We start from the raw sequence: 25,639 nt of genomic DNA on the forward strand, positions 1-25,639 counted from the left end.
ATAATTTTCATTTTTTTCACCCTAAAAAACGAACGACAATAATACACTTCTCGTTAGATTGGATCCAATTCGATTATAACAGATGAATATAAGCTTTAAAAGCATTATTCTGCGAACAATCCTAAGTTTAGGAATTTCGGATTATCGCTACAGCTGATAACGGAAATATCTAGCCCCTTTCCCCCGCAGCCCAATAGCAGCCCAAGCCACCGCCCTTGAGTTGTATTTCTCAATTCTCAATTTTGAACCCTCTATTCCCCTTTCCCCAATGAATAATCGAAAATGGACAATTGGAATGTGTCTCACTCAGCAATCGACAATCGTCAATTCCTGCCTTCTTGTATTCCTGTATTCTTATGTTCTTGAGTTCTTAGGTTCTTGTGTTCTTGTGTTCTTGTGTTCTTGAATCAATACATCACTTCCGGATACACAATCGCCGCCACCAGCCCGCGTCCGTACCGCGCCCACAGTTCATCGGCCGTCAGCCGATGGTCCGTCGCCAGCAGTTCGACTGTGATAATCGGAATCCCCAGCGTCTCGCCCACATATGCCCCCATCGACCCCGGCCGCGCCCCCAGCTTTGTCACCGGCAGCGGCATCACCCGCCCCATATTCTCAGCAATCGCCTGCCCCGGCCCGTCATAATCAATGCACTGGAGCGGCTGATGCAGGGTGATCACCCGCGCCGGCCGAGCCTGCAATATCAAATCATACAGCGCCTTCGACTCCGGCTCCGACAGCGGCCGTGTCCCATATTCGGTAATATTGATACGGTTATCCGCCGGGAAATTGCGGTTCAAATCCACCTCATTGACATTCTCCCGCGTCCGTGCGGCATACCCGTCCGGATTGGCCACCGGAATGACCAGAATCGTCCGGCCGTTCAGCAGCCGCCGGTCCTTCTGAATCTGCTCAATCAGCTTCCACATCAGCGGCGTCCCGGCCGGCTCACTGCCGTGAATCGACGCCAGGAACAATATCGTCTCCGGCCCTGACCCGAACCGATGGCACTCAATCGGCCGCCCCTGCACCGAATGTCCGATAATCTCCGTCGTCGTTGCAACAGGGCTGACAATTTTTGGCGCGTACGGATCCGTACACCCAGCCATCAAACCAATTATTGTGATGAATAGAACAAAACCAATCAAGCTCTTAACAGCCTTGCCAGAAATTCTCATTTTTTCGTTCCTCAACAGCATTGCAGCATATCCTTTCCGTAACATCTAAAAACACATCTATTAGTTATCGTAAAGATAGAGAATTCCTCTTCAATAATAGCCCCCACCCCCAACAGATTTCGTAATTTTCATGGCTTGCTCCTGGCTTGTTCAATTGACCCGGGTTCACAGACTATTTATCTCCTGGAATGACAATCACTTAAAGCGAGTACCAAACCAAATGGAACCAACTTGCCATTTTTTACCGAACTTTTCGCCAGCCAGCAGCGCATATAGACATCATCAGCGATTGCTGTTTGAAAAAGGAATAAACCGGGCGGCCCAAATCCGCCCAGACAGTGAAAGGAAACCAACTATGAAGACAAAAAACCTCTGGATCGTCGGTCTGCTTTCAGGAGCTTTGCTGCTGACTGCACAATCATTGGCCGATACCTGCGGCGATAAAAAAGACAAAGATAACAAAGCCGCGTTCATGACCGAGACGCAAATCTTGAGCACATGCAGTACCGATAATAATGCAGATTGCGACAAGAAAAAAGATGACACGACCGCATGTGATGGAAAAACGAATCAAACAAACAAAGCCGCCATAAACCTGACGAATGTACAGACTGATGACTCGGCCTGTGGAGGGGAGAAAAAAGGTTGTGGTGACAAGCCTGCCGCCGACGGAACTGCCGGCGGCAGTTCTTTTTTGGCCGCAGCCGACGCTGAGATCGGCACCGATAAAGCCGCCGAAAAAGACCCCAACGCCGCTCCGCTGTTTACCCTGACCAACCAGGATGGCAAAGAGGTCAAGCTCGCCGACTACAAGGGCAAGATTGTCGTCCTCGAATGGTTCAACTACGACTGCCCATTCGTCAAGGCTCACTACCAGGCCCAGACATTTAAGAAACTGGCTGAAAAATACGCCAAACAGGATGTCGTCTGGTTTGCCGTCAACAGCACCCACTACACCACCGCCAAAGCTAACCAGGACTTCGCCGCCCAGCATAAACTGCCTTACGACATCCTGCTGGACACCGACGGCAAGACCGGCAAGGCCTACAGTGCCAAAACCACCCCGCACGTCTATGTCATCGACGCCAAAGGCCGGATCGTCTATCATGGAGCGGCCGATAACGCCCCCATGGGCAAGACCCCTGCCAACCAGACCTACGTCAATTATGTCGAAAAAACCGTCGATGAACTGCTGGCCGAAAAACCCGTAAGCACCCCTTGGGTAAAGCCTTATGGATGTTCGGTAAAATATCCCCCGACGCCTGCAGAAAAATAATCCAGATTACCGAACTTGTTTACTAGGGTATCCGTAGAGTCAACAACGAAACAGATGTACTTTTTGATATTAACCCCTCACAATTAGGAGATTGAACAATGAGAACTTGGTTGATAACAATGCTGGTGGCTCTCATGGTTGCCGGAAGCTCTGCGATAGCTGCTTGTCACCAAAACTGCGGCTGTAACAAAGACGGCGGCACCTGCCAGAAAGAAAATAAAGACAAAGGCTGCTGCAACAAAGAAAATAAAGAAGGTTGCGGTGGTGAAAAAGGCTGCGACAACGGAAATAAAGGCGACCAAAAGAAGGCATAACCCTTTTTTGCTTGAAGTTTCACACACTGCCAGATAAGTTTTAGATATGACTTATCTGGCAGTTTCTATCTCTGGACAGAATTTATCGCAATTCGAACATCGGATCGCCCAGGCCTCTCAGGCTGGCGCCGAAATGCTCGAATTACGGGTCGATTATCTGGACAACCTGACCCCGGAGGCCATCCCCCCCATCCTCGCGGCCGCCCGCCAGAGCCACCTGCCGACCATCCTGACCTGTCGGGATAAGGCCGAAGGCGGCATAGGCACCTGGTCACAGAAAATCCGGACCAAAATTCTCGTCGAAGCCATCAAATCCGGCGTCGAGTTTGTCGATTGTGAATTCGCCAACTTCACCGGCCCCACCAAGGCGGCCATTCTCGACGCCCTGGCCGCCCGTCCCCAAACCCGGCTGATTCTGTCGGCCCACCAGTTTGAGGGCACCTTCGACGACCTGCCGCTGCTGTATGAATCCATACGCACCACCTGCCCGCAGGCCATCCCAAAGCTCATCTACACCGCCAGACACATCAATGATTGCTTTGAGGCCTTTGACCTGCTCAAAGACAAAGACGCCGACACCATCACTTTCGCGATGGGCCCGGCCGGTGCCGTCAGCCGGATACTGGCCAAAAAGCTCGGTGCTTTCCTGACTTTCGCTGCACTCGACGACCAGCAGGCCACCGCGCCCGGCCAGTGGTCCGTCCAGAAACTCAAACAATCCTTCCGCTGGGATAGCATCAACCCAGGCACCGAAATCCTCGGCGTCATCGGCGACCCTGTCAGCCACTCGCTCAGTCCGGCCGTTTTCAACGCCTGCTTTACCAAAGACAACCTCAACGCCCTGTATCTGCCCTTCTGGGTGCAGGATGAGCGTGAGGGGCTGGACGCATTTCTGGACAACGTGCTCCGCAGGCCCTGGCTGAATGTCGCCGGCTTCAGCGTTACCATCCCCCACAAGACCCACGCGATCAACTATGCCCGCAATAAGGGTGACTACGTCGAGCCGCTGGCTGTCACTATCGGGGCCGCCAATACACTCAAAATCGGATGTCATGGAATCATTACCGCCTATAACACCGACTACATCGGGGCGATGGACGCCCTGACGGAGGCACTTGGCATCGAACGCCACCAGCTCCACAGCAAAAAGGCCGCCGTCATCGGGGCCGGCGGAGTCTCGCGGGCGGTCGTGGCCGGGCTGGTCGATGCCGGCGCCGAAGTAACCATCTATAACCGCACCGAAAGCAAGGCCCGACACCTGGCCGAAGAATACCGCTGCCGCAGTGCAGGCCTTGAGTCGCTGGCCTCCCTCGACGCCGATATCGTCATCAACTGCACCAGTATCGGCATGGCCCCCAATGTAGACGCCTCACCCCTGCAGGCAGAATTGTTCAAACCCCACATGACCGCCTTCGACACGATTTACACCCCGCGCGAAACCCGCTTCCTCAAGGAAGCTGCCGCCGCAGGCTGCCGCGTCGTCAACGGCACCGAAATGTTCATCCGCCAGGCCATGGCCCAATACCGCATCTACACCGGCCGCGAACCCGACGAAGCCACCATTCGCAGTGTGGTCTATTCTTAATGATGTGATTCCTATCGAAAACCAGAGTGAGGCAGGCGGTTGGCAAAACATCTCTTTGCAACACTTGGCTGCAGGTGAAGTATTTGTCATCCAGCCGCTATAGTCCAAAAGACACGCTCGGAAAAAGACCAGCAGAATGCCTTGGGCAGAGCCCCACATCAGGCACTCAGGCCCACGGACTATGCCCCATTCTGATACTTGCTGGTAATATAGATCGCCTGAGAGGCCAGCAGATTCGGCAGCAGTCTGACCGCGATGGCACTGGAACGGCCAATGGGAATTTTCTTTTCAATATAAATATTCTGCTCGGCACAGAAATCGTCGAAATCCTTAAGCGACAGAAAATGAATATTCGGCGAATTATACCAGCGGAACGGCAACTGCCGGGGCTGGGGGGCACGGCCGGTCAGCAGCATCTGCATCCGACAGGCCCAGTGAGCAAAATTCGGGAATGAGACCACCACCTTTTTACCAATCCGAAGCAGTTCCTTGAAAACTTTTTCCGGGTCACGGAGCGTCTGCAGCGTCTGGGACAAAATGACATAATCAAAGCTATCGGTGGGAAACTGCGACAGGCCCCGTTCGATATCACGGTGAATAACCGACAAACCCCGCTCGACAGTGTGAACCACAAGGTCTTCTTCAAGTTCAATCCCAATGGCAGTAATATGCTTGTCCTGAATCAGACGGGCCATCAGTTCACCATCACCACAGCCCAGGTCCAGCACACGGCTGTCAGGCGTAATGAGCTTGTTGATTAATTCATAATCGACACGAAGCCGCTTGGATCGCTCGATGGTCTTAAGCTGTTTGGAGGGGTGCTTTTCGGACAGGCACCGCGAGCCGGTGCGAACCCGGTCCAGCGTCGATTCGAGAAATCCGGCAATAAGCCGATCCTGTGAGGCCGATTCCAGCAGAAAGGCATCGTGACCGTAGGGTGAATAGATATTGCAATACGTCACATCCTTGCCTTCGGCACACAGGGCCTCCACAATTTCTTCAGACTGGGCCGGCGTAAACAGCCAGTCGCTGGAAAAGCTGATCACCAGAAACCGACAGGTAACACGATTAAACGCATTGCGAAGCGTGCCATACTCCCGGTTCAGGTCGAAATAATCCATCGCCTTGGTAATATACAAATAACTGTTGGCGTCAAAACGCTCGACAAACGTCTGCCCCTGATAATCCAGGTATGTTTCGACCGAAAATTCGGAATTAAAGTCATACTGATAGTGTTCAGCACTGCGGAGTTCACGGCCAAATTTTTCACGCATGGACTGTTCGGACAAATACGTAATGTGGCCGATCATGCGGGCAATGGACAGCCCCCGGGCTGGCCCCTGTTCGGCCTTGTGGTACTGGCCGTTATTGAAGTTTGGGTCGCCAAGGATCGCATTGCGCCCAACCGCATCAAAGGCGATCGACTGGGCATTGAGCCGAGTGGTCGAGGCAATGCAAATCGCACTGTCGATCCAGTCCGGCCAGGCGATGGCCCACTGCAGAACCTGCATCCCACCCATGGATCCGCCAACCACCGCCAGCAGATGGGTTACACCGAGCTTTTCGAGCATCAATTTCTGAACCGTGACGATATCTTCGATGGTAATAATCGGAAAGTCCAGCCCATACGGGATCCCTGTCGCAGGATTGATATCAGACGGCCCGGTCGTGCCGGAACAGCCCCCCAGAACATTCGAACAGATGACAAAATAGACGTTGGTATCGATGGGCTTGCCGGGACCAACCATCGCATCCCACCAGCCGGGCTTGCGATCGTCGGGTTTGTTGTAGCCGGCAACATGGGCATTGCCTGACAGAGCATGACAAATCAGAATCGCATTGTCTTTTTCCGGGGACAACTGACCGTAGGTTTCATAGGCGACATCAATCGGCCCCAGAGTCTTGCCGCTTTTGAGGGTCAGCGGCGCATCTTGTTCCACAACCCGAATCTTGCGGGTCTGAACAATACCGACCGAGTTTTTCAAGTCTTTTTCCATCCTGTAAAGTATAATCCAGGGTCAAGCGGTTGTAAAGCGGCAAAATGCGAACAGCCAAGCTGTCTTATCCGGCCAGAACCGCTTTCTTGAACGCGTCCAGTCCCATTTCATCAATCATGACGCCGATCCGACGGTGCTTCTTGTCAGCGTGGGTTTTATAATACTGAATGACTTGATCCACAATCGCCAGCGCCTCTTCAGTGCTGACGTCTTTGGCCAGTTCCTGGGCCAGACGCGGACGGGCACCGCCGTTGCCGCCGACCATTACCTTCCAGCCCTTGGCAGTTCCGATAAGGGCAACATCCTTGATGCAGGTCTCGGCGCAATCGTTGGGGCAGCCGGAGACGCCAATTTTGAGCTTGCCGGGAAGCTGCATCCCGTGATATTTCTGGTCCAGAAGCATCCCAATACCCAGACTGTCCTGCTGGCCGCGTTTGCAGAATGTGGTACCGGGGCAGGCCTTGACACTGCGAACACACAGACCAATCGCTGCCCCCGGAGCAAGCCCCAGGTCCGCCCAGACGGCATCGACCTGGTCTTCCTGAATGCCCACCAGGGCAATACGGGCGGCACTGGTAACTTTAAGAGCCGCAACATGATATTTATCCGCAACGTCGGCCAGCTTGCGGAGCGTATCGGGAGTGACCACACCACAGGGTAAATGCGGAGCAATTGCATATGTCTGTTTATCGCGCTGAATGATTACGCCTTTATCGCCATCTTGAAGCATCGTGTCTCCTGAATGTTAGGTTTTAGATTATGGTGCACTGAAATCATCTGCAAGGTGCCGTTTATCGCGGTGATTGAAAATCACGTTTCCCTGCGAAAACGCGCAGCAAAAAACAGCTTCTTGATTGTGAGCTACTATAAGTACAATGCTGAAAAAATCAATAGGAATTTATCAGGGTCTGGAGGGCCTGATAGTCCGGCGTTCGCTGATACAGGGGGCGTTTGTCAGCCTTGTAGGTATTGATCAGCTCGTGATAGGGCTTCTTGCTGGTGTTGATATAGAAAATGCCCAGCGGCAGCTTGCCGCCGCGGAATTCCTCGCAGGCCCGCTTGAAGGCCTCTTCGCGGCTGTGCGGGTCGTAGCTGCCTTCAAGGTAATACGTATTGTCCTTAAACCACTGGAAGGTATTGACCTTATTAAAGGACACACACGGCTGGAGAATATCAACAAGGGCATAGCCGGGGTGGGTGATGGCTTTTTTAAGGACTTCCTTGGTCTTTTCCTGATCCCCGATGAAGACGCGGGCGACAAAGGAGGCGTCCAGGGCAATGGCCACGGCCAGCGGATTGAACGGCTCGGCGATGACACCGTTGACCTGGACGGGGGTAACAAAGCCGCGGCGGCTGGTCGGCGAGGCCTGGCCTTTGGTCAGACCATAGACCATGTTATTGTGGACAATGTTGGTGATTTTGGGGTTGCGGCGGATGGTATGCATAAAGTGGTTGCCGCCTTCGCCGTACATGTCGCCGTCGCCGCTTTCGGCGATGACGGTCAGTTGCGGGTTGCTGACCTGAATGGCAAAGGCCGGTGACAGTGCCCGCCCGTGCAGGCCGTTGAAGGCATTGCAGCGGAGATAATGGGGAATCTTGGCAGCCTGCCCGATACCCGAGACCATCACTAAATGCTCCGGGGCGATATCCAGTTCCGCCAGCGCCTGCTTGAGGGCCTTCAAAATCAAAAAGTCCCCGCAGCCCGGACACCATGCGATGTCAATATTGCCCATATCAAATGCTTTTGTATCCATTGTTATTCAAGCCTCATGGTTATCAAGATACCTATGTGTTCCACAAACCCGATACCCCTGTCCGCCATCACATTCCACTTCACTGCCTAAATAATCCCCGACAGTTTTTCCATCACTTCCTCAACCGAAAACTGAAGGCCGTTGTATTTGAGGATCTGGTGGTCGATTTTGATGTTCTTATGGAGCTTGAGGAGCTTGGCAAACTGGCCTGTAGCGTTGCCTTCGATGCAGATGACCCTTTCGGCCCGGCGGGCGTAGTCAGCCACCGCCGGGTGAATCGGCCAGACCTGTCCGCAATGCAGCATGGCTACATCAACACGACCCAGGCGGGCAATCGCCTCTTCGACGACCGGCTGAGTGGATCCCCAGCAGATGACCAGCTTGGCGTAATTCAGGTTGGGCCATAGTGTCGGGGCGATGGCGGCCTGTTCAAGAAGGGCGAATTTTTTTAGCCGCTTATCGACCATCTTGACCCGCAGATCAAGGTCTTCGGTGATATGGCCCTGCGGGTCGTGCTCATCGCTATCGACGACAACCAGACCATCGCCATAGCCCGGGACGGCACGAGGCGACAGCCCGTTGTCAGTCAGGGCATACCGCTGATATTCGCGGAAGGACTTGATAATCTGCGGGCTGGTTTTGCAGGCGGACACGTCAAACCGTTCGACCGTATAATAGGTATCCACCAAATACTGATCGCTGAGCACAAAGACCGGCGACTGGGTCTTGTCAGCCATATCAAACGCCTGACGCATCAGCGAAAAAGCCTCCTCAACGCTGCCGGGGGCGAGGATCGCACGGGGGAAATCGCCGTGGCCGGCGTAGAGAGCCAGCTCCAGATCCCCCTGCTCGGTGCGGGTGGGCAGGCCGGTCGCAGGGCCGGGACGCTGGGCAATATGAACAACCAGCGGACTTTCGATCATCCCGGCCAGGCTAAGCCCCTCGGTCATCAGGGCAAAGCCTCCGCCGGAGGTACTGGCGACAGCTCGAGCTCCGGCGTACCAGGCCCCGATGGCCATATTGATGCCGGCGATTTCATCCTCTGCCTGTTCGACGACGATCCCGAAGGTGTCGGCATGTTTGGCCAGAAACTGCAGCAGTCCCGTCGAAGGCGACATCGGATAAGCGCCGATGAAATTACATCCGCCGGCAACAGCCCCCAGACCGAGGGCCTCCACCCCGCTAACCAGCATCCGGCCTTTGGCGGCAACGTCGGGACGCAGGGGAAATTGCAGATGCTCTTGGGCGGCAATGCGTTTGCCGTGCTCAAAACCCGCCCGTGCGGCGGCCAGGTTCCCCGAGACAATCGCCTCGTCTTTGCCGGCAAAGCGTTGGGTGATAAAATCGCTCAGCACCGACAGCTCAATCTCAAACAGGGCCGCAAGCACCCCAACGGCAACGACACTCGAATAAATCTTATTGCCAAGACCCGTAGCAATCTGCGTAAAGGGAATGTCGATGATATTCAATTGGCCAAAATCAGCCCGGTCCTCAAAGATTTCCTTTTCGGCCAGAATCAGCGTGTCGGGGGACAGCCGCCTTTCGACGTGCCGGATGCCGCCTTTGTTGAGGGGTATCAGGATGTCGATGCGGTCCACACAGGCCCGGACGGGCTTGGCGCCGACCCGAATCAACGTCGAATTCATTCCGCCCCGGACACGGGACATATATTCCTTGGTTGCAAAAATGTGAAACCCGGCCAGCTTGAAGACCTGCATCAAAAGCTGTTCGACCGTCTGGACACCCATCCCGGCCTGGCCGGTCAGAACTATCGAATAATCATTTCCGCGTGCCACGTTGCCCTCCCAAAATCGATGGGGATTGAAATGTTAATAATCTTCCATGTGGAAAAACTCGGCGTTTTCCAGCCAGTGCTGGGGACGGGAGACAAAATCCACGATATTCTCGAGCAGATAATAGTGCTTTTTCTCCTCACCCGCTAACTGTAAAAACAATTGCTTCTGACCCGGCTCCGTGACCTGGTCGGCTTGATCCAGATAAAAATCCTCGCTCTGCTTTTCCAGCTTCATCGCCTGCCGATACAGATGAATTTCATCCGTTGCCGTATCAAATGTATCGCCAAATTCGCGAAGCCGCTGAAAAATATTCCTGGCCCGGCCCACGACATCCGTTTCAGACATCGTATGCGAACCGCCCTGAATGGCTTTGATGGCCTTGTAATGCTTGACCTCCTCATCGGCCAGCATTTCGAGGATATTGGCAACCCCTTTATGGGGTGTTTTTTGGGCAAGCTCCCGATAAAAGGTTTCGCCGTCTTGTTCCATCTTCATCGCAAAGGCAAAGATATCCATAGCGTTCCCTTTCCATTGAAGGATCAAATCGTCAACGGGGTCATCATAGCGGAAAAACACAACCGATTCAACGGGTTTTTATTTTCACGTCCGAGTTCTGGATACTTTTAGTCGACAGCTTAATGCTCAGAAAAAGACATACAGGATTGTAATTGCTAAGAAAGTCTGGTATTGTGTGCAATGATAATTGAGACGAATCAACGACGATGAATAAAACCTCACAACCACATGAAAAACCGGCCTTTGTGCTATGGTTTACCGGGCTTTCGGGCGCCGGTAAAAGTACTTTGGCCGACAGGGTTTATGACTATTTAGCCAAGTCTGGCCGTCCCGTCGAACGGCTCGATGGTGACAGTCTGCGTGCGGCGTTTCCCGCCACGGGGTTTTCCCGCAAAGACCGCGATGAACACATCAAGCGAGTCGGCTATATGGCCAGCCGACTGGAGCATCACGGCGTCATTGTCGTGGCATCCTTCATCTCACCCTACCGGGAAGCTCGGGACTTTGTCCGCAAGCTGTGTCAAAACTTCGTGGAAATCTTTGTGGATGCTTCCCTGGACACCTGCCGTCAACGCGATGTCAAGGGACTTTACAAAAAGGCCATGGCCGGCCAGATTCAATCCTTTACCGGCCTGGATGACCCGTATGAACAGCCGCTGCATCCTGAAATCACTGTCAAGACCGACCAGCAGAGCATCGACCAGTCGGAAAAAATAATTCTGGATTACATACAACGCTATTTATAAAGGCGACTATGGATCATCTGGATCAACTGGAATATCAAAGCGTTCATATCCTTCGCGAGGCGTATGCCTGCTTCAAGAGCCTGTGCATGCTGTGGTCCATCGGCAAGGACAGTACCGTCCTGCTGTGGCTGGCACGCAAGGCCTTTCTGGGACATGTACCCTTTCCGCTGGTGCATATCGATACCCATTATAAAATCCCGGAGATGATTGCCTACCGCGACAGGCTGACCCGCCAATGGAAACTGGATATGATTTATGGCGTCAATGCGCAGGCCCTGGCCGACAAGAAAACCTTTCCTGACGGCAACGCCGACCGGCTGACCTGCTGTCGGCTGCTCAAAACCGAGGCCCTCAAGCATACCCTGGCCGGAGACTGGCCGCGATACCGATTCAATCATGCCGCCGACCAATACGAACTGGACAGCAACACCGAACCCTTTACCGGTGTGATTGTCGGACTGCGGGCCGATGAAGAAGGCAGCCGCAGCAAGGAACGCTATTTTTCAGCACGCGATACCAACAGCGACTGGGATATCGCCGACCAGCCCCCGGAATTCTGGAATCAATACAAAACGGATTTCGCACCCGGTACCCACGTGCGGATACATCCGCTGCTGGACTGGACGGAATTAAACATCTGGGAATATATCGAACGGGAACACATCCCGACGGTTTCGCTGTATTATGACCAGGGCGACGGCAAGCGGTATCGCTCGCTGGGATGCTCGCCGTGTACGTCCCCCATCCAGTCGCAGGCGAAAAATCCCAAAGAAATCATCGAAGAACTGCGAAGCGGTCAGTTGAAAAACATCGCTGAACGCAGCGGACGAGCCCAGGACGCCGAAGACGGCGGCGGACTGGAAACCCTGCGACGCGAAGGATACATGTAAGCCTTGACATACACTCAAAATACACTATGGATAATCAGGCATTAACAGAGCGGCTCAATATCGTGATTGTCGGACATGTCGATCACGGCAAGAGTACCATCGTCGGCAGACTGCTGGCGGATACGGATTCACTGCCCCAGGGTAAACTGCAGCAGATTCAGGAAATGTGTCGGCGCAACAGCAAGCCCTTCGAATACGCCTTCCTGCTGGATGCACTCAAAGACGAGCGGTCGCAGGGCATCACCATCGACGCGGCCCGCATCTTTTTCAAAACCGCAAAACGGTACTACATTATTATTGATGCCCCCGGACATATCGAGTTTTTGCGAAATATGGTAACCGGCGCTTCACACGCAGAGGCGGCACTCCTGGTCATTGACGCCGAAGAAGGCATTCAGGAAAACTCCCGGCGGCATGGATACCTGCTGTCGCTGCTGGGAATTCGTCAGCTGGTGGTGCTGGTCAACAAAATGGACCTGGTCGGCTACAGCAAAGAGATATTTGAGAAGATCACAACCGAATACGGCAAGTTCCTCGGCCAGACCGGCTTAGCGGGAACTTTTATCCCCATCAGCGGCATGCAGGGTGATAACATTGCTGCCCGCAGCGGGAAAATGCCGTGGTACACGGGCAAGACCGTGCTGGAAACACTGGACTCATTCGTCAAGGAACCCGCCCCCCTGCATAAGCCCTTCCGGATGCCGGTGCAGGATGTGTACAAATTCACCGCTGCCGGCGACAAACGGCGGATTGTCGCCGGAACCGTCGAAAGCGGTAACGTCCGAGTGGGCGACGAACTCATCTTTTATCCCTCCGGCAAAAGCAGTATCGTCAAGACATTGGAACAGTTTAACGCCGAAATCCCCCAGCAATTCGAAGCGGGTACCGCAGCGGCACTAACCCTCCAGACCCAGATCTATATCGCACGAGGCCAGATCGCCGCCAGAGCCGGCCAGCCCGCCCCCCAGGTCAGCACCCGTCTGCAGGTCAGCCTGTTCTGGATGGGCAAAAAGCCCCTGGTTAAAAATAAGGAATATATCCTGAAAATCGGCACCGCACGTCAGCCGATGGTCGTCGAAGAGATTCTCAGAACGCTCGACGCCGCCCAGATGGCCGCCGAACAATCCTGCCAGCAGGTCAATTATCACAACGTCGCCGACTGCATCCTGCGGACGGCCAGGGCCATTGCCTTCGACCCGGCAGATGTCATCGAAGGAACAGGACGATTTGTCATTGTCGATGACTATGAAATTCGTGGCGGAGGCATCGTCCGCAAGGCCCTCCCCGACGCCCAGGAAAACCTCCGTGACTACGTCATGCGGCGCAATCAAAAGTGGGCCTTAAGCGAGATTTCACGCGACCAGCGCCAGCAGGCCTATCGACAGCGGCCCTGTCTGGTCATTATCACCGGCAGACAAAACATCGGCAAAAAGGCTCTGGCCCGGGCCATCGAACAGACATTATTCAGCGAAGGACGATTCGTTTTCTTCATGGGCATTGCCAACGTCTTGTATGGCGTCGATGCCGATATTAAAAAACCCGGCATCGACCAGCCCCACCGCCCCGAACACCTGCGGCGTCTGGGTGAAGTCGCCAACCTGATGCTCGAAAGCGGACTGATTCTGGTGGTGACTGCTATCGGCCTGACGCAGGAAGATCTGCGCATCATCCAAAACACCGTCGACAGCGACTTAATTGAAGTCATCTGGCTGGGTGACGAGCCGACAGACATCGAAACATCACTGGTCCTGAGCCGCAGTGAAACCCCCGAAGCAAACGTCCACGCAGTCCTCTCTTTCCTGAAACAGAAGGGAATCTTGATCTAGTGGATAGCCTTGAAAAAGACTTGATGCGAATCCAGGAAGCCCTTGCTGAAGCGGCAAAGGTCGTTTCGGCATTTACACCGGGACGCATCGCAGCCGAAAAAAAAGCCGGCGGAGACCCTGTCACTGCAGCCGATTTTGCCCTGGACAAAGTCCTCAAAGAAATGCTGCTGGGACCTGGCGAAGGCTGGCTTTCCGAGGAAACGGCGGACAATCCCGATCGATTAAACAAACAACGTGTCTGGATTGTGGACCCCATAGACGGCACACGGGAATTCGTCGAGGGGATTCCGGAGTGGTGTATTTCGGTGGGATTGGTCGTCAAGGGCAAACCGGTCGCAGGCGGCATCTTGAATCCCCCGGCCGGACAGCTTTTTCTCGGCTCCCTCGACACCGGCGTAACCCTCAACGGCACCCCCGCCCGAGCCACGGACAAAACAACACTGGCAGGAGCACGCGTATTGGCCAGCCGCAGCGAAATCCGCAAAGGATTGTGGAAACCGCTCGAATCGGCACCATTCACAATCGTCCCCTGCGGCTCGATTGCCTACAAACTGGCCCAGGTAGCCGCAGGCCTGGCTGATGCAACAATTAGTCTGGCTCCTAAAAACGAATGGGATGTCGCGGCAGGCGCTGCACTGGTCGCCGCAGGCGGCGGCACAACGCAAATCAAAAACGACCCCAACAGACTCTTTAACCGCCACAACACCTTAATGGATGGATTCACCGCATGCGGACAAGCCCTGTACACACTGCTCCACCCCTTCTGTGGACACTAAATGAGAATACTCCCCCGTCAGTACCGCTTCAACCCCGAAACGTGTTGGCCTCACAAAACCCAATAACCGCTGCATGAAAACCCCCGCCACGTCCGACCTCACGATGTATTCAGGCAGGAACAGTTATTCCTGCTCCAGCCGTCCGGCCATAATCTCAGCCTGGATCTGATCAATCTGGTCTGCGGGCAACGTACATTTGTACAACCGAATATCACCCAGCACGCCATAGAAATTCCGCCCCGCAACACCATCGCCTCCAATCTGCAGCGACACCCGATTGGTCACCGATCCGTCAAAAAATCCCGTCTGACTCTGAGCCACACCATCCACGTACAACACCAATTGACCGCCCGAACGCATGGCTATAATGGAGTGGAATCGACCATCATCCAGCGGCTGATCCGAACAGGCGTAATTGTCGCTGCCGCCAACCATAAAATACACGCGCTTATCACTGCCGGCATACACCCCGTAAAAAGCTCCGGTTGCAGCAATCCGCCCCTTGGCCAGCAACGCATTCCATCCACTGATGGCCTGGTTCTCATCCAGTTTCATCGCCAGCGCGATCGAAAAATCTTCCGTCCCCATATTCAAAAACGTTTTATTCGCAACAGCCACCCGCTGAGTACCCGTGAACCGAAATCCTTGATCGGTATACAGCGACGATGTTTTCACCGTACACGTTCCTCTGGCCGTAGACACAACCGAGTTTGCCACGATTTTAGACCCGCTGTTATCCGCCAGCTTCCAGGCACTGACCAGCCCAAACCGCGTCCCCACAGAATCCACCGTCAGATCGTAAATCTCCTCTGCGGTCAGCGCATATTGGTAGATACGAATTTCATCCAGCACACCGCAGAAATTCCCCCCCTTCGTACCATCTCCCCCAATCATCAGATCCGACTCATTCGATACCGTCCCGGCATACACCCCGATTTTGTCCTGCATCACACCATCAACATACAGCACCAGATTGCCTCCGGCCCTCATCGCAACAATATGATGAAGCAACCCGTCATTCAACGCAAAGTTCGAGCAGGCATATTGACTCGTCCCGCCAACCATAAAATACAGCTTGCTATTGCGGGCCACATACATCCCATAATACGCCCCCCGCGTCGCCAGAGCCCCCTTGCTCAACACCGTATTCCAGGCAGCCGCAGGATTGAACTTGTCCAGCTTGAAGGAAAAGGAAATCGAAAAGTCATCGGTCCCCATATCCAGCCCATCATGGTCGGCAATCGTCACACTCTGGGTACCATCAAATTGAAACCCTCCATCAAAATCGCCTTCGGCAGATAACGAGGACGTGGCAGCACTCGCCACGCCGGATGCACCGTTGGGGCCAAAATCTTCCACCTCAGCCGACCCCCATCTTTCGTCCAGTTTCCAGTAACCGGCCAGGCCGGGAACCCGCGTATAATCGGTTTCCGTCTCGTAGCTGAAAGTCAGCGTTTGAGCAGCAGAAACGGTACTATAGGATTGAAGGGTTAACACCAGAGTCATATCCTGAAATGCAAACGACTGGCCGTCGTATTCCTTATCCAGGCCAATCCCAAACCCCTTGCCGTTTCCGGCATATTCCATCAGCTCCAGAATCGACGAAGAAAGCGATACCGTCGAAGCATTAGCCAGACGCAGGGTACAGGGATTGGCATACACCGTCCACATCCGCGACTGCGCATCATTATTTTGACTGAAACGAAATACCAGATTGCCGTCTTCAAAGGCACCCTGCAGGGGTACGCCATACCCTTCAAAATCATTGCCCTGTTCGGTCGTGGTCGTACGCTGAAATCCAGGATTGGTGTTGTCTAACAGATGAACATAGTAGTGCGTATCTTGAGGGGTCACTTCGGTGATGGTTAATACCGCTTCCGTAATCACAAAGCCTTCCGGGATAACGATTTCATCATCACTAATACCCCAGATCGCATATTGATTGGCCTGAATCGTCTCTGCTCGCGAAAAGGCCGAAGCAATAATCGTTAATATGACTAACATCCATTCCTTTTTCATCTTCATTGTCCCGTACTGCGGTCAACAGCTTTCGCTGTTCAAAACCACCCCATATAATGATTGTTTCTGTGTTACCAAGTAAACTATAGGAAACACAATCGTACGGGTCAATTCAGATCAGTACCTGACAGGGGCAGTTGCGTCCTATAATATAAAAATAATCGAATGAAATGCCAGCATAATTAAGCAATTATTAATTTTTCCCAAATCGTTTCCCTGCCCCAACATCCGGCTGATTCAGTCCGGCATGATATGCAGAAAGAGTAAATATAGACCGATAAAGTCTTTCATAATACCACAGTTTCGCGAAATACAACCCGATTGGAGCCGCTTTGTCGGTTTGATGCCCCGAATCCATTAACCACCTCAGCCCCCGGCCAATAGCCTGCTTAATGGCGTCATAATCAATCTGGTTTTGCCTCATATAGGACCCAAGTGCTCTAACCGCCAGGGCGGTTTCCTCCGCTGTCCCCACTGCCCCAGCCCCCCAGGAACCATCCTTTTTCTGTTCCGATAATAACCACTTTATGGAGGGTGCTATCAGTGCCCCAACCACAGAATCAACAGGCTGATTCCTGGTTAATAGAGCGTCCACGACCTGGGCCGTGCCATACACCGGATTAGCCTGCTCTGGAGCAAACGGATGACCAAACCACAACGGCAGCCAGGCCCCATCCTTCCGCTGATGATCTGCTAAATACCGCAGTGCTTTGGCAATCGCACCCTGCAATCGTTTCTGGAGCGACAAAGAAAGCTTTGTTTGCCACAGCGACCAGGCCTGAATCGCATGAGCCGTAATATCCGGACAACTCCGGTCAAATGGCAGTTGACCCCACCCCCGGCAAAAGGTAGGAACCCCCCCATCACTATTTTGAAGATTCAGCAGCCAGTTCACCCCCTCCTGTGCCGCTGCCTGAACATCCGGCCGATTCCGATCCAGATAATACAACGCCACCAGTGCCCCCGCCGTATCATCCGCATCCGGCACCGCACCTGGCTGATTCGTCCAGCCCCACCCCCCCGGCCCTGACCCGGTCAGGGGATGAACTCGCCTGAACTGCTGGCCCAGCAGCCACTCAACAAGCTGCTTGCGTTCAGAACCCGATACCACTGTTTCGATATCATCCCCAAAAGCCTTGACCGCCTGAGTCGTCACCCACGTCGCCAGGTTGGTATCGATGGGCCAGCTCCCATCCGGACGAACTGACCGCAGCAAAAACTCCGCCCCCTTGCGGGCAACGCCCTCATTCGCCAGACCCGTCGCTGCAAGACACATCGTCACAAATCCCGTCAGCGGCGCCGCCTCCAGAAAGCCTCCGTTATTCGGCTGCAGTCGTTCCAGAAATCGCAGCGTCGGCAGCCGCACAATCCCGCGAATCCAACGCACAACAACATTGCCCGGCGGATCAAAATAATACTTGGCCTGTCCCATCGCAATCAAAGCCGGCAGGGCATAACTGACCACCGACAGTTTCAGCCATCGAAAAAGACATCGCGGCAACATCGCCAGCTCAAACGGCAACGCAACCACGGAACGCCATCCTTCGGGACCAAGACTGCCCGACAGCGCACACATCGTCAGAATCGGCACCGCAAACGTGCGGTCCTGACCGTACCTGCGATAGACAGCCTCAACAACCGCTTTCGGGGCCAGCGAACCAACGGTAGCCCCAATCCACCGCTCAGCCTTGTTCAGAGTAACCTCATAGGGTCCAATTGCCCGGCATCCATAAAACGCTGCCCGGCACAGCAGCGTCGTACTCAGATTGCTCGGATCGGCACCCTCAGTATCCCCCCACCCGCCATCGGGGTTCTGGGTCCGCGACAACCATTCCAATCCCTTTTCAATCCATCTGCTATACCGATCCGGATTCACCTTAAACAACGCAAAAGCCGCAACCGCTGTGGCCAGCGGACTGGACGAAAGACGCCCTTCCCAAAAGCCCAGGGGAGTCCGTTCCGCCAGCAGCTCAGCCGCACAGGCCTGATACAAAGAAGCCACCTGCTGTTTTAAAATATCATTCACCGAGATTTCCTAAAGCCAGAATGCCATAAAACGTATATTCACTATCGACCGCCGGGTCAAATTCATGAGCCTGAAAACCGCCGCTTTCTGTCAGACAATGGTTCACAAATCGCAGTGCCTTCTGACGCAACGGTCCCAGGTCAACGCCGGCCAGCCGCAGCGAATGCAGTGCCGTTGACGTGCTGAGTAAATCCGCAACCGGCATCACAGGGCTGACCGCCATCCCGCCGGCGTCGGTCATACAGGACAACAGCCACTCAACCGAGGCCGGATGCACTCCGCAGCCGGCCTGCAGCAGCATCACCATCGCCGCCGCCGTCGCCGGAACCGTACCCATCGAGGTTTCCCTATCATTGCAGAAGGAACCATCGTCATTCTGAAATGAATGAACAAAATGCCCCACCCGGCCAGAATCCAACTCGCAACCTAATTCCTGACAGGCCCCCATCGCCATAAACATTCCATAGATCGACCCCCGGGCTGCCGGCTCGGCATGATGAAAACAACCATCCCCACAGCGGAATCGCTCCAGACACTCCTGAAGCATTCCCGCCATCGCCCCATCCAGCAGACTCAGATTGCCCAGCAGCCGAATCAGACAGCACAGATGAATAAAATCCAATCGCGATGCATCGATGGTTTGGAGATAACCAGCCAATGCCTTCTCATCACAGCCTTGGCCTGCCGTCAGCAAAGGCTCTGTCGCAAATACCGAATAATACAAATCGCTGGCCGCACTGCGTCCGCGAAATCCTCCATCCGGATTCTGCAGGCTCCCCAGATAGCTCAGTATCTTGTCCCGATCCTTTCCCGCCGCCCTCAGCCCCCTGCCCAGGGCCTCAATCATGTCTTGGCGAATAGTCCTCACAACAGGACAGCTCTCCCAGTTCATCCAGAATTTTGGCCAGCACACGGCGCAAAAAGACCTTCAGGCCGCCGCAGGAAATCGCCTCCAGGCACTCCCTCGCCTGCCGGCCAAAATCACCCAGTACCCCCCGGGCTTCAGCAATCACGTGATATGTGTCAAATAAGGTCCTGCACAGATTTTGTGCATCCATTCCCGTGACCCTGCCGGACCAGGCATCCATCAGCTTATCCCGATCGGACCCAACGGCTTTTTCCAGAGCAATGGCCTTGACAATCGAAAGTCGCGCCGTCTGTGTATCGCTGCCCGACTCCGCAGACATCCAATCCAGAATGTCATCCCGAATCTGATACGCCTGCCCGATGTAGCGGCTAAACTGGGCGAGTGTATCAAGCAGACCCTGATCCGCCCCCGCCAGGATCGCCCCCAGTTTCAGCGCCACCTCAAACGCAGGTGAAGTCTTCTGCTCAAAGATATGCAGCACATCCTGCCTCGATAACAGCTGACGATGACGCATCCAATCCAGCTCCGCCCCCTGCCCCAGACACAAAACCCGATGTCCCTGGGCCGCCGCAGACAGCATCGCCGCACGAACCGCCGCCTCCACCTCCAGCTCCGCCAGCAGTTGATACCCAAGCCCAATCAGATAATCACCCACATTGAGTGCGATCGGCACACCCATCTGGGCATGCAGCGTCTTTTGACCATAGCGGAAATCGTCCCCATCCTCAATATCATCATGAATCAGCGAGGCCTTGTGAAAACATTCCACCGCAACCGCAGTCTTTTGAATCGTCTGGGGCAAGGCATGCGCCTCGGTCCGGGTCAACGCCGCCCACACCCCCGCCGCCAGGGCAGGCCGCCACCGCTTTCCCGCCAGGGCAAGCCACTCTATGGCCGCTTTTTCAACCGGCCCCCGCGATCGCCCCATCCAGGGGGCCAGCGCCTCCGGCTCAAACCAGGCTTGCACCTGCTGACGCAATTGCCGCAGGTCCAGCCGGCCTGCATCGTCCTCATCCGTCGATTCCAGAAAGTCCATCAGCCAGTCGGCATCGAATGCCGTCCGCACACAGCCGTCATACAGCAGGGGTATCGCAACACCGGGAAACGCTGCCGCTTCCATATACGGGAACATCTTTTCCAGCATCGACAGACAACTGACGCCAACCACCGCCTCTATCCCGCCGGCTTCCAGCAGTCCCATCACCACCGGTGACCCTTCAGCCACCAGCACTGAATACCCCAGCCGCTGAGCATACTGGGTCAGAGCATCAATCCCGCACCCGCCGCACCCGCGGCACAGCAGACCGATTTCATCGAACTGCCCCTTGCAGACCCTCTCATCCCGCATGCACCGCGGCAATAACAGCAGCCGTTTTTCGTATGGCACCCTCGACAACGCCTTGCGATACACTTCATTATTCAACACCACAACGGCGAATTTCAGATACTGTTCACTCAGCCCAATCTGGGCCAGAACCTGGGCGGCAATCGATTTGAGCGCATCCAGCGACAGCGGCCCGACCAGCCCCCGCTGTTCTGTGATATCACGGCAGGCAGCCTTCAGCCGATCGCGCACCGCCTTATCCGCCGGGACATCAGCCCCAACCGGTTGATGCAGTGGGATATGTAATTGCAGTTTATCCATGAGCAGCCGCCAGTTTCTGACCCAGTCGCCTGAATGTCTTACGCCAGGAATAGACCTCGGTTTTGCCGAGTATCTGCATCGCCGCACGTTTGATCCACGGCACCCCGCCGGCCCGCTGATTATCAAAAAACAGCCGCGGCACCTGGCGGAAATTAATCTCATAACAGCTTCGATACAATTCCAGATGAGCCGCCGTCATTTTATCCAGCGTAAACCGATAGCCCGCCTGAATCTGTTCCGGACTGAGCGGCTCGAAAAACACCGGAAAAACCACCGCGTTCTGCTTTTCCAGAAAACGCACAAACTTCAGCGTCCGCTGGACATCCCCCGGCGTCTCGCCCGGCAGCCCCAGCACCAGACTGAACACGCCAAAATACCCGTTGCGGGTCATCCGTTCCGCGGTGGAATACAGCAATTCTTCCCAGTCCTCCGCACGATAGGGTGCCAGCTTGCCCGGGCAGTTGGCCGCTACCAGATGACCATTGGCACACTCCGCACCCATATTGACCCACAGAAAATCAGTCGGCTTTTCCCACGTCAGCAGCCGGCGAACCTCCTGCAATTGGTCATCGGTCATCTGGGCCACACTCGATATATTGGCATGATCCAACTGCATAAACGACAGGCCGCGAATTTGCCGCATCTGTTCCAGCAGACCGCGCAGCTTTTCAAACTCCGGCCGGACACCCTGGGCACCATACCGAAAAAAATCCTCACTGCCGCTGACTGCCGAACATACTCCGCCGGCAACATTGGTCTGCAAGTCCGCCAGGATGGTCTCGTGCGGCAGGTGTTCCATTTTTTTGGCGGCAATCGTACAGAACTTGCATCCGCGTCCGCACCCGCGCGACAGCTCCACAATACCCATCAGCGACGCACTGCGAATCGGGCGAATTCCCGCAGCGCACGTTTTGTCGCAGCAGACAGAAGGCGGTACTGATTTACCATCCAGAATATCCCGAAACAGGCCCGGCCCATCTCCTTCAAAATAGCCTTCATAAATCACATCCAAGACTGCAGCCGCCGTCGGGTCATCATACCGCTTCCACTGCCACGCCCCCGCCCCGCCGCCAACAACCGTGAAATGGTATTTGCTTTTGGCCCGACCAATCTGCTCCAGCAGTTGCCGCGTCCAGCGGCGCGTATACAGTTCCCCCGACCAGAAATTGGTCGTGGTGGTATTGCTCATCCCCATCCCCAGCGGGTCGCTGGAACTGACGGCAACGATTTTCGTCCAGGGCCCCAGCAGACTTTCCAATTGTTCAGGCGTCGTGCAGACCACATCCTCAGCCTTCAGTCCCAGCGTCTCGACCAGCGACGCCTCCACCCGCCGCAAGCCCAGCGGCGCCGTCAACGCCCGCCCCTGTTCATCCGTCCGAGCCGGCGGTGCAACAAAATACCGCATCGCCGGTTCAGGCACCTGCGTCGTCTGCATCGTGGCAAAAATGCCTTCAAACAAAACGCGATACCGGGCACTGAGCGTACGGTCAGCCACCAATACAACGGCGGGTTGTAATGCTTTATAGGTCATGCTTTTTATGGGTCTGGGTCGCGTCGGCTCGCTGCCCCATGCGGGCACGAATCAACCGCTGCATCATTTCGGGAGACATATTCTTAAAATCTTTGGACTGGCGAAGCTGTGCCAGCTTCTGTTCATCGACCGCATCGCCATTGAACGGACTTTCGGTATATTTTGCAAAGATAATCGCCGCCGCAGGACACACCCGGGCACAGGCCGGACAGCCCGTTTTGCAGTTGGCAGGCTTACTCACCTGCACCCTGCCGTCCGCATCCACCGCATACACACCAAACAGACAAAAATTATAGCATTGCCGGCAATTAAGGCACCGGCTGTAATCGATAACCGGAAACCATGGCACCCACTGTCCGGCGGCACTGGCGTTTTGCGGCCCGGCCGGCAGATGCATGGCCTCAAGCCCAGCGACAATCTCCTGTGCCGTCTGCACACGCTGATTGAACACACGAACATCGCTTTTCAGTTCCGCCCCGGCCATTGCAAACAGCCACCGCACCGCCCGCTCATAACAGGCTGCCACAACCAGACCTTCCTGCTGTGCCCACCGGGCCAGTCGGTCATCATGATTGGCTGCCAGGCCGCACAAATCCTCAACCACCTCACAGGCAATGGGATTGCGTCCAAGCCACTCAGCCAGAGCATCACGAACCGCATCCGGGACAATCGCAGCCTTCTTGCATTGACAGAAAATCAGCTTGCTCATCAATTGGATTCCATTCGGACATAATCAGACCACAATCGAATACACCCCTCGGACCTTTTGACTGCGGCCCGAAACGCATACGCCGCAGACTCCCGGAAGCTCTCCGTATGGGCTGTCACCACCACGCCCCCATATCAGCGAGAGGCGGCTTTGGTTTGAGCTACATCGATACAAACCAGCGTGCCCCTGGCATTGCGGGCATAGATTTTGCTATCGGCCAGCGTAGGCATCGTCCAGCAGCGACCATCCAAAACCTGGGCTGAGGCGATGGGTTCAAATTTTTCCGGGCTGGCCACAGCAATGATCAGCTTGCCTTTTTCGCTCAGCACAATCAGCTTGCCGTCGGCGGCCATCAGGGTGCCTTTGGCGACTGACGGCTCTGACCATTTCTTGTCGCCGGTCTTCCAGTCCAGACAGACCAGCTGGGCATCGTCAATCCCGTAGATAAATCCGTCGATGACGACCGGCCCGGAAAGCTGGGATCGCATGTTCTTATTCTGCCAGACTTTGATCGGCTTGCCAGCCTGGAGCCGGATAAGACCACAGCCAAAATTGTAGCCGGAGGTCAGGAAGATTTCCTCTCCTTGGACAATCGGGTCGGAGGCATTGACGCCATAGTTGGTTTTCCACGGATACGACCAGGCTACCGCACCGGTTTTGGGATCGACACCATGGACCTGTTCGGCACCGAAAATCACAAGCTGCGTAGAACCATGGAGGTCCATTTTCACAGGAGAAGCATAGCCTGCTGGCTTATCCTGGCCCTGCCAGACAGTGTCGCCATTGTTTTTATTCAAGGCGGCTCCACTTTCAGACACGTTTAAAATAAGCAAATCCCCCAGAATGAACGGCGATCCCGCAAAGCCCCATTCCGGAACTTTAATACCCAATTCACGATTCCAGATGATCGAGCCATCCTGAAGATTCAGGCAGAAGACTTTGCCGCTTTTGCTAAGGGTATAAACCTTCCCATCGGCAATCGTCGGGGTGGCGTTGGGGCCGCCTTCGTATAAATTATCCTTTAACGGTTCGGGATACTCTTTTTTCCAGAGCAGCTTGCCGGTTTTGGCATCGAGACACCAGACCACATCGGTCTTTTTGTCGACATTGCCCATGGTAACCAGTTTGCCATCGGCGACGACCATGGTCGAAAAACCAATCCCCACTTCAGCTTTCCAGAGCGGGCTGGCTCCGTTCACGGCCAGGGGATCCCAGTCTTTTTCGGCAGAAATCCCATTCCAATTCGGGCCGCGCCAGTTCGGCCAGTCGGCCGCAAAGGCAGCCATCGACATCATAACCAACAGAACCATTGCGACAATGATATGTATTGCCTTCATAACAACTCCTGAAATATATGTTTTATTGGTATAACCCTGTCTTATACGATGTTTAGTCCGATTAGTTTACCAGCAAGGACGCAAAATAGAGATATAAAATTACCAAAAATTTGCACCGCAGGCAGGCAACGAGTCAGCGTTTGATCATACAAATAAAAGAAAAGTAAAATGGGAAATTGGCTTCGTTTGGTATTTTGTCTTGGCTCCTCCTTTGCGACAGTTCGTAGTTTAGATTTCGTAGTAAAACAACCAACTCGGTCGGGAATTGCTTCCCGTGGGCCTCCCTCAGCCCAGTTTAATATATGTCGAATTCAGAGGATATTTTGCTCACTTTTTTAGAAATATTTTGAATAAATCCAAAGATAATATGGATACAAGATGGCGTGAATCCGAAAACAGAGGCATTCAGATATACCCGGATAGAGTTCAGCCAATAATGTTGTGTGTCCGACAAAATGACCCGCTGTGCAGACATGTCCTGGCCTGCGATGGAAACAGGCCGATCGGTACGGGCCGAATCGACCCGAAGGGCAAAATCGGCAGGATGGCGATACTGCCGGCCTATCGCGGAACCGGCGTGGGTCGCAGGATTCTGGAGGCCTTAATCCAGTACGGCAAAGACAACGGACTTCGGCATTTTTATCTGTCCTCTCAGACCCATGCGGTTGGATTTTATGAAAAGGCCGGCTTTGTTCGATATGGGGAGGAATTCGAGGAGGCCGGGATTGGGCATGTCATGATGGCGATGGATATTCAGCAACACCCCTGTTAATTCGCCATCACAATCCGTTTTGACCTGCCTGTCAAACCGCTGCACGGCAGGAACACATCCATAGATAAGAAGCCTTGA

Annotated in this window: 21 protein-coding genes; 8 read left to right on the forward strand and 13 right to left on the reverse strand. The window is 54.4% G+C overall.

Annotated features, from left to right (window positions below; all coding sequences use genetic code 11):
- Nucleotides 1–407: 407 nt before the first annotated feature.
- Complete coding sequence (locus ACQ9LF_RS13365) at nucleotides 408–1,178, reverse strand: DUF2817 domain-containing protein (protein ID WP_462489916.1); 771 nt, start codon at nucleotides 1,176–1,178, stop codon at nucleotides 408–410.
- 355 nt (nucleotides 1,179–1,533) lie between these two features.
- Here ACQ9LF_RS13365 and ACQ9LF_RS13370 point away from each other — a divergent pair, with 355 nt between their 5' ends.
- The 3 genes from ACQ9LF_RS13370 (at nucleotide 1,534) to aroE (ending at nucleotide 4,353) form a co-directional block, all read left to right on the forward strand.
- The gene (locus tag ACQ9LF_RS13370; RefSeq protein ID WP_462489917.1) at nucleotides 1,534–2,454 is read left to right on the forward strand and encodes a redoxin domain-containing protein; all 921 of its coding nucleotides are present in this window, start codon (nucleotides 1,534–1,536) and stop codon (nucleotides 2,452–2,454) included.
- Between the two features lie 98 nt (nucleotides 2,455–2,552).
- Nucleotides 2,553–2,768, forward strand: coding sequence for a hypothetical protein (locus tag ACQ9LF_RS13375; protein WP_462489918.1), 216 nt, complete (start codon nucleotides 2,553–2,555; stop codon nucleotides 2,766–2,768).
- 46 nt (nucleotides 2,769–2,814) lie between these two features.
- Nucleotides 2,815–4,353 carry a shikimate dehydrogenase gene (gene aroE, locus ACQ9LF_RS13380; RefSeq protein WP_462489919.1) on the forward strand — a complete coding sequence of 513 codons (1,539 nt, stop codon included), beginning with the start codon at nucleotides 2,815–2,817 and terminating at the stop codon, nucleotides 4,351–4,353.
- 179 nt (nucleotides 4,354–4,532) lie between these two features.
- On the opposite strand, the gene metX is transcribed toward aroE, so the two are convergent.
- The 5 genes from metX to ACQ9LF_RS13405 all read right to left on the reverse strand — a co-directional run bounded on the left by metX (nucleotide 4,533) and on the right by ACQ9LF_RS13405 (nucleotide 10,416).
- Nucleotides 4,533–6,338, reverse strand: coding sequence for a homoserine O-acetyltransferase MetX (metX, locus tag ACQ9LF_RS13385; protein WP_462489920.1), 1,806 nt, complete (start codon nucleotides 6,336–6,338; stop codon nucleotides 4,533–4,535).
- Between the two features lie 76 nt (nucleotides 6,339–6,414).
- On the reverse strand, nucleotides 6,415–7,080 hold the full coding sequence (locus ACQ9LF_RS13390; protein WP_462489921.1) for an NAD(P)/FAD-dependent oxidoreductase: 666 nt from the start codon (nucleotides 7,078–7,080) through the stop codon (nucleotides 6,415–6,417).
- A 157-nt stretch (nucleotides 7,081–7,237) separates the two neighbouring features.
- Nucleotides 7,238–8,104 carry a thiamine pyrophosphate-dependent enzyme gene (locus tag ACQ9LF_RS13395; RefSeq protein ID WP_462489922.1) on the reverse strand — a complete coding sequence of 289 codons (867 nt, stop codon included), beginning with the start codon at nucleotides 8,102–8,104 and terminating at the stop codon, nucleotides 7,238–7,240.
- Between the two features lie 86 nt (nucleotides 8,105–8,190).
- A complete protein-coding gene (locus tag ACQ9LF_RS13400; RefSeq protein ID WP_462489923.1) occupies nucleotides 8,191–9,900 on the reverse strand; it encodes a 2-oxoacid:acceptor oxidoreductase subunit alpha in 1,710 nt (569 codons plus the stop codon).
- 33 nt (nucleotides 9,901–9,933) lie between these two features.
- The gene (locus ACQ9LF_RS13405) at nucleotides 9,934–10,416 is read right to left on the reverse strand and encodes a ferritin-like domain-containing protein (protein WP_462489924.1); all 483 of its coding nucleotides are present in this window, start codon (nucleotides 10,414–10,416) and stop codon (nucleotides 9,934–9,936) included.
- A gap of 206 nt (nucleotides 10,417–10,622) precedes the next feature.
- Here ACQ9LF_RS13405 and cysC point away from each other — a divergent pair, with 206 nt between their 5' ends.
- From cysC to ACQ9LF_RS13425, 4 genes are read left to right on the forward strand one after another with little or no spacing between them, the layout of a single operon-like run.
- Nucleotides 10,623–11,162, forward strand: a complete 540-nt coding sequence (cysC, locus tag ACQ9LF_RS13410; protein WP_462489925.1) for an adenylyl-sulfate kinase — start codon at nucleotides 10,623–10,625, stop codon at nucleotides 11,160–11,162.
- Between the two features lie 8 nt (nucleotides 11,163–11,170).
- Entirely contained in the window at nucleotides 11,171–12,052 is an 882-nt protein-coding gene (gene cysD, locus ACQ9LF_RS13415; RefSeq protein ID WP_462489926.1) for a sulfate adenylyltransferase subunit CysD, read from the forward strand.
- A gap of 26 nt (nucleotides 12,053–12,078) precedes the next feature.
- Nucleotides 12,079–13,878, forward strand: coding sequence for a GTP-binding protein (locus tag ACQ9LF_RS13420; RefSeq protein ID WP_462489927.1), 1,800 nt, complete (start codon nucleotides 12,079–12,081; stop codon nucleotides 13,876–13,878).
- Nucleotides 13,878–14,654: a 3'(2'),5'-bisphosphate nucleotidase CysQ gene (locus ACQ9LF_RS13425; protein WP_462489928.1), complete on the forward strand. Its 777-nt coding sequence runs from the start codon at nucleotides 13,878–13,880 to the stop codon at nucleotides 14,652–14,654. Before ACQ9LF_RS13420 ends, ACQ9LF_RS13425 begins: the two co-directional genes overlap by 1 nt.
- A 123-nt stretch (nucleotides 14,655–14,777) precedes the next feature.
- On the opposite strand, the gene ACQ9LF_RS13430 is transcribed toward ACQ9LF_RS13425, so the two are convergent.
- The 7 genes from ACQ9LF_RS13430 to ACQ9LF_RS13460 all read right to left on the reverse strand — a co-directional run bounded on the left by ACQ9LF_RS13430 (nucleotide 14,778) and on the right by ACQ9LF_RS13460 (nucleotide 24,789).
- Nucleotides 14,778–16,673 (reverse strand): LamG domain-containing protein, encoded by a 1,896-nt coding sequence (locus tag ACQ9LF_RS13430; protein WP_462489929.1) that lies wholly within the window; start codon nucleotides 16,671–16,673, stop codon nucleotides 14,778–14,780.
- A gap of 193 nt (nucleotides 16,674–16,866) precedes the next feature.
- Nucleotides 16,867–18,699, reverse strand: a complete 1,833-nt coding sequence (locus tag ACQ9LF_RS13435; RefSeq protein ID WP_462489930.1) for a prenyltransferase/squalene oxidase repeat-containing protein — start codon at nucleotides 18,697–18,699, stop codon at nucleotides 16,867–16,869.
- Complete coding sequence (locus tag ACQ9LF_RS13440) at nucleotides 18,692–19,546, reverse strand: prenyltransferase/squalene oxidase repeat-containing protein (RefSeq protein WP_462489931.1); 855 nt, start codon at nucleotides 19,544–19,546, stop codon at nucleotides 18,692–18,694. The genes ACQ9LF_RS13435 and ACQ9LF_RS13440 overlap by 8 nt, the downstream gene beginning before the upstream one ends.
- Nucleotides 19,539–21,212, reverse strand: coding sequence for a polyprenyl synthetase family protein (locus ACQ9LF_RS13445; RefSeq protein ID WP_462489932.1), 1,674 nt, complete (start codon nucleotides 21,210–21,212; stop codon nucleotides 19,539–19,541). Before ACQ9LF_RS13445 ends, ACQ9LF_RS13440 begins: the two co-directional genes overlap by 8 nt.
- A complete protein-coding gene (locus ACQ9LF_RS13450; protein WP_462489933.1) occupies nucleotides 21,205–22,743 on the reverse strand; it encodes a radical SAM protein in 1,539 nt (512 codons plus the stop codon). Before ACQ9LF_RS13450 ends, ACQ9LF_RS13445 begins: the two co-directional genes overlap by 8 nt.
- Nucleotides 22,733–23,452, reverse strand: a complete 720-nt coding sequence (locus ACQ9LF_RS13455) for a hypothetical protein (RefSeq protein ID WP_462489934.1) — start codon at nucleotides 23,450–23,452, stop codon at nucleotides 22,733–22,735. The genes ACQ9LF_RS13450 and ACQ9LF_RS13455 overlap by 11 nt, the downstream gene beginning before the upstream one ends.
- 134 nt (nucleotides 23,453–23,586) lie before the next feature.
- Nucleotides 23,587–24,789: a PQQ-binding-like beta-propeller repeat protein gene (locus ACQ9LF_RS13460; protein WP_462489935.1), complete on the reverse strand. Its 1,203-nt coding sequence runs from the start codon at nucleotides 24,787–24,789 to the stop codon at nucleotides 23,587–23,589.
- 367 nt (nucleotides 24,790–25,156) lie between these two features.
- Between ACQ9LF_RS13460 and ACQ9LF_RS13465 the strand changes: the two genes are divergently transcribed.
- Nucleotides 25,157–25,561: a GNAT family N-acetyltransferase gene (locus ACQ9LF_RS13465; RefSeq protein WP_462489936.1), complete on the forward strand. Its 405-nt coding sequence runs from the start codon at nucleotides 25,157–25,159 to the stop codon at nucleotides 25,559–25,561.
- The last annotated feature ends 78 nt before the right edge of the window (nucleotides 25,562–25,639 follow it).

This window comes from Anaeroglomus insulsum (assembly GCF_050689095.1).
GTDB lineage: Bacteria > Planctomycetota > Phycisphaerae > Sedimentisphaerales > Anaerohalosphaeraceae > Anaeroglomus > Anaeroglomus insulsum.